Annotated in this window: 6 protein-coding genes; 2 read left to right on the top strand and 4 right to left on the bottom strand. The window is 63.1% G+C overall.

What is annotated here, in order from left to right:
• The first annotated feature begins 148 nt into the window (after positions 1-148).
• Positions 149-1042, top strand: a complete 894-nt coding sequence (locus ACK5JE_RS09250; protein ID WP_416801403.1) for a ChaN family lipoprotein — start codon at positions 149-151, stop codon at positions 1040-1042.
• A gap of 41 nt (positions 1043-1083) precedes the next feature.
• Positions 1084-2286: a hypothetical protein gene (locus ACK5JE_RS09255; protein WP_416801404.1), complete on the top strand. Its 1203-nt coding sequence runs from the start codon at positions 1084-1086 to the stop codon at positions 2284-2286.
• 41 nt (positions 2287-2327) lie between these two features.
• On the opposite strand, the gene ACK5JE_RS09260 is transcribed toward ACK5JE_RS09255, so the two are convergent.
• From ACK5JE_RS09260 to ACK5JE_RS09275, 4 genes are all read right to left on the bottom strand, one after another.
• Positions 2328-3620, bottom strand: coding sequence for an aspartate carbamoyltransferase (locus ACK5JE_RS09260; protein WP_416801405.1), 1293 nt, complete (start codon positions 3618-3620; stop codon positions 2328-2330).
• Between the two features lie 148 nt (positions 3621-3768).
• Positions 3769-4380: a hypothetical protein gene (locus tag ACK5JE_RS09265; protein ID WP_416801406.1), complete on the bottom strand. Its 612-nt coding sequence runs from the start codon at positions 4378-4380 to the stop codon at positions 3769-3771.
• A gap of 94 nt (positions 4381-4474) precedes the next feature.
• Positions 4475-6712, bottom strand: coding sequence for a penicillin-binding protein 1C (gene pbpC / locus ACK5JE_RS09270; protein ID WP_416801407.1), 2238 nt, complete (start codon positions 6710-6712; stop codon positions 4475-4477).
• A 136-nt stretch (positions 6713-6848) separates the two neighbouring features.
• On the bottom strand, positions 6849-12863 hold the full coding sequence (locus ACK5JE_RS09275; RefSeq protein ID WP_416801408.1) for an alpha-2-macroglobulin family protein: 6015 nt from the start codon (positions 12861-12863) through the stop codon (positions 6849-6851).
• Positions 12864-13441: the final 578 nt, after the last annotated feature.

Here is a 13441-nt window from a genome sequence, read left to right on the forward strand (position 1 = left end):
TGAATCCGGCGGGCAACCACGCCTTTTCCAGTCTCTGGCGGCATTCAGGACAGCTCAGGCATCCGGCATCGAGCAAAACAGTTCTTTTTATATTGATTCAATATCAAATTGATAATCATTCTGGTTTGATGCTAATCTTCAATTTCAAATGACAAGCGCCACGCTCCGCTCCTCCCCGCTGTCCGCCGCTGCGCGGCGGTTCGCTTGCGGGTTGCTGGTCCTGCTGCTGACCGCCTGCCAGCACTTGCCAGATCCCGATCAACAGGCTGCCGCTCCGGCTCAGACCGCCCAGCAAGGCCAAATCCTGTCAGGGACCGAAGGCCGCACCCTGACTGCGGACGCGCTGCTGGATGAGCTTGCCCAGGCCGACATTGTCATCGTTGGAGAACGTCACGATGCGCGCGCTCATCACCTGATCGAGGAATGGGTGGTCCGCACCCTGCCCTTGCGACGTCCCGCGGGCAGCTACGTGCTGGAAATGGCCACCGCCTCGCAACAAGCCCGCCTCGACGCGACGCAGCGCGCATTCCCGGTGACGCGTCCCACCGATGATGCGCTGCAGGCGCAACTTGTCTGGAACCGCCGCTGGCCGTGGCGCCAGTACGGCGGGCTCATCACCGCGCTGATGGCACAAACGGCGCCGGTGCTGGCCGCCAACCTCGATCGCCCCGAAGTCGAACAGATCCTGCGCAGCAACGCGCGACCGGCCGGCGCACCCAGCAGCGATCCCGCGATCGTCCGCACACTGAAGGATCTCATCGTCGACAGCCACGGAATGCGCGCCGACGACGACAGGCTCGACGGCATGATCGCGGTGCAGATGCAGCGCGACCGGCGCATGGCGAAAACCCTGCTGCGCGCCCCCAAACCCGCCATCCTGTTCACCGGCAACATCCATGCCCTGAAGACCCTCGGCGTCCTCGTCCATTTGCGCGACCTGCAGGCGGGCCTGGTTTTCCCCAAGGTCAAAGTCCTGCTGCTGACGGAGGCATCGGCCGGCTTTGACGGCCGTCACGCCGACTACCTGTGGACAGGTCTTTGAACGACATCGATTTCTCCCTCCGACCCTCAGCAAGGACTTCCATGCGTAACACCTCCCACCCGCCATCATCGCGACGCACCACCGCCATCCTGACCGCCACCCTGGCGCTCTGCCTGTCCACCGCCGCCTTCGGCGCATCGCCGCCGTCATCCTCCAAGGACCGGCTCTGGATGAGCACCAACTATCTGGAACATCCCGAAGAAGGCGTGTACGAACTGCAATACAACGCCCCCACCGGTCAGGTGTTCGCCTCGGTCATGGACCGTGTGCGCCGGGCCGACAATCTGGGCTACCTGTATGCCTTCGACGGCAAGACGCTGGACATCAAGGGCCGCTACCCCATGCCGTACCGCGCGTTCTCGCTGACACAGGACGCCAAGGGCCAATGGCTGTACGTCGGCCATACCCAGGCCGCATCGCTGCGCATCAGCAAGGTCGATCCGAAGACCGGCAAGGTGGTGCTGACCAGCGAACGGCTGCATGTCGATCCCAGCGAGCCGAAGCGCGAACACCTGCGCCATATCGTCCACAGTGAACGGACCGGCGAACTGTTCACCGCCTACATCGGCAACGCCAAGGAAAACGGCAAAAACCGCTCGTTCTACCGCCTGCTGATCCTGGACGACGACACGCTGCAAATCAAGGGAGAGGTCGAGAACGCGTTCCCCTCGGTCGGCTATGCGCTGCACATGGATCGCGGCACCGGCCGCATCTTCACCGCCGGGTCCGACTATATCAATGAGATCGACCCCGTCACGCGCAAAGTCGTCCACACCATCCCTCTGGACGACAAGGTCAGGCCGCGTGTGAACAACCTGGTGGGACTGGCCGTCGACGCCAAGGGTGATCGCATTTTTGCTTCGCAATTCATCCACCAGCCCCGGCCCGACGCCAAGGACGAACAGGATGGCCTGTACGTGTTCGACCGCAAAAGCGGCAAGCAACTGGCCTTTGTCCCGACCGGGGAAGGCGGAGTCACACTGTCGTACAGCCCGAAACACGACGAAATCTACGTCAGCAATTTCCGCAGCGGCCGCATCAGCGTCGTGGACGGCAAGACCTACAAGATCACTCAGCAGATTCCCGCCTCTGTGTTCCCCAACATGATGGCGCTGGCCGCCGATGAGAGTGCGCTGTACGTCGGCCTGAAACAAGGATTCAACAAGCAGTGGAACCCTGAAGAGTTCGTCGAGGGCGCCAAAGAGCAGATCCTGCGCGTCACGCTGGACCGGGACGCGCTGTAGGAACTCCGGTTCGGGCGGCCCCTCGCCGCCCGATCGTCCGATCAATCGATGCCGTGGAACACGCTGTCGTCAGGCCCGACATGCGACGGCGGCGTCCAGGTCACATCGCGCAGCGAATGCTGCACCAGCCCCTCGACGCCCATCAGTACGGCAAAGATCGCCATGCGCACCGGAATCCCGTTATCCGTCTGGCGAAAAATGGCCAGGCGCGGATCATGATTCAGGTCGATACTCAGATCGTTGGCACCCTCGCGACTGTCGCGCGGCAAAGGATGCATCACGATGGTGTCGGGGCCGCAGCAGGCATCGACGATGGCGCGATTGACCTGAAAATCCGCCGAATACCCCTCCAGATTCTCGCCTGAAAACCGCTCTTTCTGGACCCGGGTGGCATAGACCACATCGGCGCCCTTCAGTCCGGCCGCCAGATCATGGGTCTGTTCGACGACGTGTCCATTGCGGCTGACCTGATCCAGCAGGGATTCCGGCATTTCCAGGCCCTGCGGAGACACCAGGGTAAATTTCATGCCACGGTACAGGGCCAGCAGCTTGATCAGCGAATGCACCGTACGGCCGTATTTCAGATCACCGGCCATGACGATATGCGCACCATCGAGCAACTTGCCCAGGCGCGAGAACTCCGTCAGGATGGTGTAGAGATCCAGCAGCGCCTGACTGGGATGCTCGCCTGCTCCATCGCCGCCGTTGACCACCGGAATGTTGGTCGCGGCCGCGAATTCGGCCACAGAGCCTTTTTCAGGGTGACGGATCACCATGGCGTCCACGTAGCCGCTCATCACACGGCTGGTATCGTAGATCGACTCGCCCTTGGCCATGGACGAAAAGGTAAAACCGGTCGTATCGCACACCGAGCCGCCCAGGCGGCAAAAGGCCGCACCGAAACTGACCCGCGTCCGCGTGCTGGCCTCGAAAAACAGATTGCCCAGCACGGCGCCTTCCAGGACGCGGGAGACCTTGCGCCGCCGCGCGATGGGCTGCATCAGGTCGGCCACACGGAACAGTTCTTCCACGGATTCGCGCGTGAATTGATCGACCGACAGCAACTGATGCTTGTTCTCGATGGCGATACGATCACGCAAAGGCCCGGATTGTGCGCTTTGCGCGTATTTCTCCATGAGCGCGCCGTTTTCCACGATCTCGGTGACAAAACGGGAAACGACCTCCGGCATGGAGCGGGCTTCCTGAGAGCCCTCCGGCAACAGCCAGGTATCCAGGGCACGTCGCTTGACACCGATACGCGCCGCGAATACATCGCGCGTCAGGTTCAGACGGCGCATCGCGTCGCGCAGGAAGACTTGCTGGGAAATCGTCATGATCAGTCTCAATATACGCAATGCGCGTATTTTGACCGATCCTATGTCATGAGAGCAAGCAAAACCGGCGCAACGCACACGGATGCGTCGAAAAAACGACGCATGGCACGTCCGCCGGCGCCCCCTTGCACGAATTGACCGGCGCCGGTCAATTTTCGAAGGACTTGTCCGTCTCCTGACTGACCCCGGCCACGGCGCGCGCGGCCAGCTCGGCATTCCGCGCCGATCCCACGCTGAAACCCAGTTGCGGCTTGGTAATGGGCGTGGTGTAGCTCGGTGCGGCCAGCATGGTGTGTCCCACGACCAGCGCCAGACGCAGGCCGGGATTGGCCTTCATGGCCTCGCGCATCTTGCGTTCACCGGCATCATTCAGGAACAGCACCAGCACACCGCCGCCCTTCTGATCGGTCGCCGACTGTATGCCGCGCAGATCGCTGCGGCTGATCACCGGCTTGGGCTGCACATACAATGTCCCGGACGGCTTCAGGGTGACGGGCGTCCAGCCAGAGCGGGACTGCGTATCTGCGAGAAACACGCGCAGATTCGCGGCCTTCTGATTCTCGGTGACAGGACGCTCGGACTGCGCCGAAGCGGCCTGACTTACATTGGGCGATGCCGCCGTGGGCGGCGCGATACCGCCATCCCCACCCGATCCTCCCTGCGAAGCAGTCATCGTCTGGCAACCGGCCAGAATCACCAGCGAAGCGCCTGCCAGGGCCTTCATCCAAGATTTCAATCCAAAGCGCGATTTGGTGGGCATTACCCCTCCTCCCATTTATTTGATTCATTTCTAAATAATGGCATATTTTGCGGTAACCAATATTTAAGGATCGTTTGCGGCCTGTTGATGATATTCAAGGATTGTTTGCGGCACTAGACGCACCCGCCGCCAACCCGGCAGCCGCATCCACACCCGCCGGACTTGCCGCGCCGATCGTGAACGATCCCTTCCGGACGACGATCCGGACCCGATCCAGCACGGTGTCACGGCGATCCCGCAGTTCGAAGACATGAACGCCCGTCCGCGGCGCCCAATCGGGCACCGTGCCCTCGCCATAGAAACGCGCATCCAGAAACCAGCGCACATCTGTGGTGACCGGCCGAGAGCGGACATCGACCGCCCTCAGACGCAAGCGCTGGCGATCCCAGGGGATATCCGGATCCAGCGCCAGCACCGTGCCGTCCACCGGCTCGGAAATCCGGGGCAAGCCGGGTTCGGCGCCCGCTTCGGGCGGCATGAACCGGCTCTGGGCCGTATCGCCCAGAAAATATTCGGTCCTGCGGGGCTCCAGATGACCGCCAAACACAATGGCCCGGGCCTCGACCCCCGCAGGCCTGGACGGCGACGCGGGCGGGCGATTGCGATAGAGCCAGTCAAAAACATCATGCCAGATGGGACCGGCCCCGGTGACCCCGGACACGTTGCGCATGCTGTTCCCGGCGCTGTTGCCCACCCATACGCCCACCGTGTAGTCAGTCGACCAGCCCACGCACCAGTTATCGCGCATGTCTCGACTGGTGCCGGTCTTGACCGCCGTCCAGTAGCGCGTGGTCAGCGAGCTGTCCAGGCCAAACGTCCGAACGCGCGCGCTGCGGTCGGAGAGCATGTCGCCGACGATCCAGGCAGCCTCGGGAGAATAAAGCTGAACGCCCGCCTGAGGCCCGCTGCCCGGTTGCGCCAGCAGATTCACGGGCGCGTAATTGCCGCCACGCGCCAAGGCCCGATAGGCATTGCTCAAGGACAGCAGCGTCACGTCCGCCGAGCCCAGCGCCAGACTGTAGCCGTAGTAATCGCCGCCTTCGGTCAGCGGCAGCCCCAGAGCGACCAGCCGGCTGGCCAGTTCGTCGGGGCCGACCAGCATCAAGGTCCGCACTGCGGGGATATTCAATGACGAGGCCAGCGCCGTGCGCGCACTGACCCAGCCCCCGTAACGATGATCGTAATTATCCGGCACATAGAGCCCGCCGCCGCCATCCAGTCCCAGCGGACTGTCGTTCAGCAGCGAAGCGGCCGTCAGGCGCTGCTGGTCGAGCGCCAGACCATACAGGAATGGCTTCAGGGTCGAGCCCGCCTGGCGGATGGCCTGCACATGATCCACCTCGGCGGCCTCGGACAAGCCGCCGGATGAGCCCACATAGGCCAGAACGGCGCCACTGCGATTGTCGAGCACCACGACAGCCGCGTCCGTGACTCCGGTGTCGCGCAATTCACTCAAGTGCCGCTGGACAGAACGCACGGCGGTCTCCTGCAGCCCACGGTTCAGCGTCGACCGGATCTCGCCCCGTGCATCGGCCAGGCCGGCATTCCGCAACAGCCGGGCCCAATGCGGCGCCAGCGCTTGCGCGTCGAAACGCACCTCATGAGCTCGCGACAGAACAATCTGGACAAAATCCCGCAGCCCTTCGCAGTCGCCTGACGGATCCAGCTCACGCCACAGGGCGCAGCTTCGCCGGACCAGAGTCTGGATGGACGCATTCGGTCCGCGCAACAACACGGCCGCCAAGGCAGACTCACGGAAAGTCAGGCCCGACGCGTGTTTCTGGAACAAGACCCGGGACAGCGCATCGACGCCGATCAGTTCGCCCCGCCAGGCGGCCCGATTCAGATAGGTTTCCAGAATCTGGGCTTTGGTCCACCGTGATTCCAGCAGCCGGGCCGCCTGCATCTGATCGAATTTCTGCAGGAGGTCGCGCCCCTCCGGCCCGCGCTGCAACGCCGGATCCAGCAAGGCGGCCACTTGCATGCTCAAGGTCGAAGCGCCCCTCCGGGGGCTCGATCCCCAGACAGCCGACCAGGCCGCCGAGGCACTGGCCAGCCAATCCACACCGCCGTGCTCGTAGAAACGCTGATCCTCGGCCATCACCACGGCCTGCTGCAATGCCGCCGAAATCCCGCTCAAGGGCAGCCAATCTCCGCGACGGCTCGAAAAGTCCGTCCGCAGCCGCTGCAGTTCCTGCCCGTCCGAGGCCAGCAACCGCGTATCCGAGGGGACCCAGGCGGCCCGGACCGTGGCATAGTCCCGCGGGAAGACGTCCTGAGGAGGCTGCGCCCAACCCCGGGACTGAAGACACAATCCCAGGCTCAGCAGCATCACGGCCCGCAAAAGATATTGCCCCTGGCCCCTGATCGAGGCTGCTCCCCTCCTCATCGAGATTGCGCTCCACTCATCAAAGCTGCACTCCACTCATCAAGACTGCGCTCCACTCATCGAGACCGGACGCCGTCCTTCAAGGCGAAAGCTCCACACGCAATGGTTCATTGGGCCTCTCGCCAAACACATCCGGCTGATACAGAGCTTCGACACGTGTCGGCGGCAGCTGATAATCCCCCGGCACATTCAGGCGCACGGTGTACTCTACGGTACGCTCCCCTCGCGTCATGACCTCATAGTAAGCACGGAACACGCCCGCATCACGCTCGATGAAACTGGGCTGATTCCAGTCGTTCCGCGCCTCATCGCTGGTCGCGATACTGGAATCCCGCCCCAGACCACTGCCCAGAATCGAAGCGCCCGCCGGAACCGGATCACTGACCACGGACCAGAACAAGCGCTCGCGCGCGTTGATTTTCAGCCGCACGCGATAGACGTCACCCACCGACCAGCGGTCCTTCTGAGCCCTGAACACCGGGATGATCGTGCGCTCGACCCGCAATCCGGCATCCACAGCCTGAGACAGCGGGACTGCGGCGCGCGCCGAAACCGTCGCCCAGCCGCTGCCCTGCCCCTGCTGGGCGATTTCCACCGTGCCCTTGCGCGCCTGAGGCCAGTTCAGATCCACGGACTGGTGCCGGATGCCTTCCGTCAGGGGCATGTCTGCCCAGCGGAATTCAGCCGGATTTCCCGGAGGCAAGGCCACGCGCACCGCGCCTTCACCCGCATGGGACTCGACCTTGCGGGCGAACTGTTCCACCGCCAGGGTCCCCAGGGCATTGGACACCGTCGTGGTCCAGGCGCCCTCGAGCTGCATCGACAGCAGGCCATTCAACAGCAGCGGCAAGTCCTCGCGCCAACCGGGCCGATCCATCACCGTCATCAACAGGCGGGCCTGCGCGGTGGCGCGATTGCTCATCAGCCACCAGCCCTCGTCCGCAGAATCATCGGCCAGCACCAGCGTGGTGCCATGCCGGGACAGACGGGCACGCAGCACGGCCTCGGCCGGCACCGCCAGGCGATCGACCAGCCCCACATGCTGGATGATCGACAGCCAGGTCACGACGGCAGGGGTCGGCCAGTCGCTGACATCCTTCGCAAAACTGTCCACCATGCCCGGTATCCAATAGCCCGCCTGCGCCAACGCATCGATGACGACCAACTTGCGCCAGTACAGACTTCCTTCGGGTGCCCACCCTTGATCCTGCTGGCGGCCGAACACGTAGTTCTGCAAGGCCGTGATCATGCTCCCTCGAACTTCGGCGGGGATGTCGTACGCCTCATCCAGCGCTTTCGCCCGGGTGGAGATTTCCAGCAGATGGGCCGTCAGAACCACGCTGCCGTTCCCTCCCGGGAAAAACGAGAGCAGGCCGGACTCGGTCTGATAATCCGGCAGGCGCGCCATCAACACCTTCCATCCCGCCTTGTCGCGCAGCCCCACCGCCTTGGAACTGAGTTGCTCGGCGCAGGTATAGGGATAGGCCAGCAGCCAGTCGCGCACACCCGGCATGGATCCCGCCAAGCTGGATTGCAGATTGACCTGGACCCCCCCGCGCGGCACACCGGCAGCATTGAGCAATGCCTGATCCGAGACCATCACCGGTACCTGTTGAGGCCGGCCTTCCACGACCTGCAGCAGCGTCGCCTGGCGCACCGTCACCGGCACAGCAGGCAGCAACATCTGGCTGACCTTGATTCGATCCGTCGCCTTTTCGCCCTCGGTCGTCCGCGCTTCGAAACGCCAGTTCAGTACCCCGGTCGCCGACAAACCCGGCAGGACGGGCGCCGTCATGGGCCAGGACACGGTTTGCGCCGCCCCCGGTTCGAGCCGCAGCGCCTGCTCCGGCAGCGTCTGCGCGGCCCCCCCCTCAGAAGCCGCAGTCGCCAAAAGCGACAACGCCATCATCCGCGAGGTCCGGTTGCGCACCGTCACCCGGGCCTGATAGCGGTCCCCCTCCCGGATCACCTGGGACAACCCCGAAACCACTTGCAGATCCTGATTGCTGACAATGTCCGTGAAGCCGGTGCCGAACATGTCAGGCCCCTGATCGACCACGGCCACCAGCCGGAAACGGCTCAGCGAATCATTCAGCGGAACCTCCAGTGTGGCCTGGCCCTGCGCGTCCAGGGTCAGGTCGCCGCGCCACAGCAGACGCGTGTCGAACAATTCCCGTGTCGCATTGAAGCCCCCGCCCCCGCCGGCCGGCACAGCCTTGCGGCCATAGTGCCGGCGGCCGACAACCTGGCCCTGCCCGGTGAAAGTTTCCACCCCATAGGCACGGAACACGCGCATGGCCTGCAGCAGATTCCAGCTGTCGTTATCGCGCAATTCCAGCAAAGCCTCGTCCACAGCGGCAAAGGTCACGCTGGCGCCGGCGGCCGGCTTGCCATCCGGCTGAGTCGCCTGAATGCGAACCAGGGCGCGCTGGCGCACCTGATAGACATCGCGGTCAGACTTGACCTGCACCTGCAGACGATCGGATTCATTGTGCACCCGGATACTGGCCAGGCCGAAACGGAAGGACGGCTTGGCCAGATCGACCAGCCCGGTGGGCTCAGGAACCTGATCGGACCGGGCGGAACGCGCATCCATCCAGTCCAGCGGATGGCGCCAGCCCCACTCGAAAAACGAAGACCAGGGCACCTGACGGATCCGGCCCCGCACAGCCAGCACCGAGACATACACATTCGGCCCCCATTTTTCGCTGACCGGCAGGCGCACGACAGGCTTGTCGCCATTCAGATCGACCAGGTGGGTTTCCAGCACACCCTCGCGCTCCACCGCCACCAGGGCGCGCGCCTGGCGGAACGGCATGCGCACCGTGAATTCAGCGGTCTCGCCGGACTTATAGTCGGCCTTGGCGGGAATCACATCGATCCGGTCGTCATTACCCTCGCCAAACCAGGCTTCATCCCCCCATACCTGGATCGAAATCGATGCCTGCGACATCCGCGACTGCGCATCCTGCGCCTGAGCAAACAATTCGATCTCGCCATCACGGTCCAGGCTGATCGAACATGCCAGCTTGCCCTCCGCGTCGGTCTTACCCTGGCATAGGGTGCCCAGCGAAGCGATCTGCTCATGAGAATCGTAAGCATAGAACCCGCCCACCAGCCGTTTGCGCGTGGTGTAAGTGGTGCGGACCCGTCCATCGAGCTGGACGGGAATGCCCGCCTGCGGCCGCCCTGCCGTATCCAGCGCCAGCAAAGTGACGCTGGATTTTTCACCCCGCGCTATCCAGCTGTCCGTGCGCAAGCCGACAACCACCGCCGAGGGCCAGACTTGTGCCGTCTGGGCCAGCGTCTGGATTTCTCCGGAAGGATCGGCAAAAGAAGCCTCGAACAGCCAGGACTGCGGATCAGAGGAAAGCGGCAGATCAGTCAGATCCACGCGCGCCCCGCCCTGCCTGTCCATGCGCAGGGCCCGCCGGTCCAGAATCAGTCGTCGCTGACTGTCGGCGGCCGGCTCCTCGGACATCTCGATCTCTTCGTCATTCATCGAGCGCCCCTGCATGCCGAAACTGAAATCTTCATATCCGGCAAAACCGGGGATCAGGGGCCTCGCCACCGCCGACAGGGTCGCGGGCAGATCGCGCGCCGGGCCGCCCGAAATCCAGGACAGCTGCAAATCAGCCCGCACCGATCGAGGCGCCACCAGAGGCCCGCCACCCTGCGCGGCCTCATCCGAGATTTTCAGCGATCCGGTCAGGAGCGGCAGTTTGAAGGCCTCGACCTGGAAATCACCGGCATTCAGCGTCGGGGTCCAGTCCGAGTCGGCCTTGACGGGAATCTGAATCCAATAGGAGCCCAGTTTGGCCTTGTCCGGAATCTTGTAATCCAGCAAGGCGTATTGTCCTCCACCAGCGTTGGTCAGCCATCCTTCCAGAGGGAGCTCCTGCGTCTCGCCGCTGCCGCTGTGCATCAGCGTCACCCGATCGGGCAGGCTGCTGGCGGGCAAGGTCTCCACGCCGTTGCGCCCCAGACGGCGCACAAACAGTTTCATGGAAACCGTCTCGCCCCGGCGCAGCAGCGTCCGGTCCAGTACCGCATGCGCCACCACATCAGGACGGCGGGAATGCTCATACGGCACATTGAAGCGCCAGGGCTCGATTCCCCCATTCCAGCTGGACCAGACAAAAGAAAAATCCGCCTGGCCGTAGGCCTGGGGATGATCGGCTCCGATCCGCGCCGTGACGAACACTCCGGATTGCCGCGTCCCCGAGCAGTACATCTCCGTGGGCACGGGCGTGTTCACATGCCACAGCCCCTGCGCGTCGGTCTCTCCACCCAGCAGACGCCGGCCATCGCAATCGAGCACCGATATCCGGGCCCCCGCGACCGGCTGCCCCTGATCCAGCGTCGTGACCCAGACCAGGGTATCGTCACGACCGGCCTTCAGGTGAACCGCCAGGTTCGTGACCAGTACGGCCGAACGCACATACATCTTTGGCGCGGCCTGTGTCGAGTCTCCGCCTTTCAGCAGCGCAGCACCCAGACGGGGCGAGGCGACTTCGAGCACATGCAGACCGGACTCAGGCAAAGGCACCCCGACCATCTCGATATCTTTGCCCTGCGCATCCCGGATCCCGGGCAGTTTCAGCGTCCGGACGGTATCTACGGCCTGCGTCTCCTGTCCCTCCACGGCGACACCGCCGGGCCGGGGCGTGGCCAAGACCGCCTCGATGGAATCGAACATCGAAAGCGCACGCACATCGATCCTGGTTTCGCTCTCCTTTTTCCGACGCGGCTCGGTCAGCGCCATCCGGTCGGAAAACTGAGCCTTCGTCATCGAGCCCGACTGGAGATCCCGGACTCTGGCATACCATTGCAGCGCCTGGACGTCATCCACGATGACCTGATCACGCACCTCGCCGGCGGATACCAGCAGTTCCTCGGCCTGCAATTGCGGTTCGATCCGGCGTAAAGCCAGGGGCGCCAGGGCAGGCAGGCTCTGGCCCGGCACCCCCTCTGCAAAGCGCTCCACAATCCCGAATTCCCCGGAGGCAAATTTGATCAGCGGCGGCATGCCATCCATCTCGAACTCGAGGGGAAAGCGGTTTGCGTTCTTCAGGCGCCTGCCCGAATTATCATGCACGGCATCAGGCAGCTTCAGGGTCAACACCGACCGCTCATCGAAAGGCGGCGGGAATTCCAGGGTGTCGAAAAATTCTTCTGTTGCATCGGCCTTGGGACTGAATTGCTGCGCGGTGCGCGGCCCCTGAGGGGTTTCGAGCACGACGCGCGATGCCTGCTCGCGCGATACCGAAGCGGAAAAATTCAGCCGGATGGGAAACAAGGGCGAGCACGGCGCCCGAGCGTTCGTGCGCGTGCAGCTCATCGTTGCCCGAAAGGCATCACGAACCTTGAAATCCCTTTTGAATCCCTCGATGGCCCGCACCCCCGGCTGGCCATCCCGGCCCGCCGAGAGCACGCCCGGCGCAATCACCAGCACCACTCGAGCGGCGGCGGGCAACTGGCGTTTGCACTGCAACAGCCGGACATCCTCCCAGGCTTTGGAATTGGCGCCGACGACCTGCGTCAGAATCTGCGTGCGGTCCTGGCCGGTCACCAGCCGCGTCGGCACGGTTTCGCCCAGCCCCTCGACCTCGCAATAACTGTGTTCCAGCAACGACTGCGTATCCGGGGATGCATTGAACCGAAGCACAAAGACCTGATCCTCCGCAATCCGCCCCCAGGGTCGCAGGAGATGGGCCCGCGGCCCGCCGGTGGAAAAGCTGCGCGTGTCTTCGGCGAAAGGCTGGCCCTGCAAGTCGCGAAAATCCGGATTCGGTCTGGCCTGGCAAGACACGGCGCCCGCCAGCGGATTGTCGAAGGCATAGACCCAGTGCTGCGAATCGACCCATCGGCCTGCGCCTTTGACCTGCTCGCCATCGCAAACGACCAGGAACGGATCAGCGGCTCGTTCATCACCCAGTGCCACAGCAGGCTCATCGAAATCCGCCTGCACCTGAAGAATGCGGGCCATCATGCCCTCGGGCGAGAAACGGGTCATCGACAGAGCCAAAGCTGAGGATGAGCCGCACAGCATCAGCGCAATCAGCGCGGCACGCAAAAAAAAGAAATGACGCATGGAAAGCTTCCCGGTTTGTGGCTGTTTTCTTGGCGGCCCGAATCGGAAGACCGCTGCCGATGTTTTGAAACCTGCCGCTGCTTGATCGGCGCACCCGAAAATCATACACAAAAAGCGATTGCGAAACACAATGCGCAGAAGATTGATTTTTTACAAAAAAATGTCGAGAACTGATCGCCCGTATTTAAAACCCCGATACGCCATTCGTCCGCATTCGATATATTTCGACATGCTTTCTGCCCTCTCCCGGAAAAGTAACGATCCCCATCGTCCCGGACTTGAAAACCGACATTAAAAAAGGATAAAACCCTTTCTGTCGATTTAATCATTGTCAATTTACAGCCATGCAATAACCTTGTTTCAAACCATGTTTTGAAAGACGCCGACAACCGCCCTATTCAAATGCGTCCCTCATGATGAAGTCCCTCCTCCCACGAGACCGCCCCACACCGCCGGCGCGCGGGCCGGAACACAGCGCGGTATGCGATAATCCCGGACTTCCGGCCTCGGACGCACCGCGATCCAGGCCGGCGCGGGCCTCTAGCTCATGCCTGGTTAGAGCAGCGGACTCATAATCC

This window comes from Castellaniella sp. (genome assembly GCF_047971665.1).
Classification (GTDB): Bacteria; Pseudomonadota; Gammaproteobacteria; order Burkholderiales; family Burkholderiaceae_B; genus Castellaniella.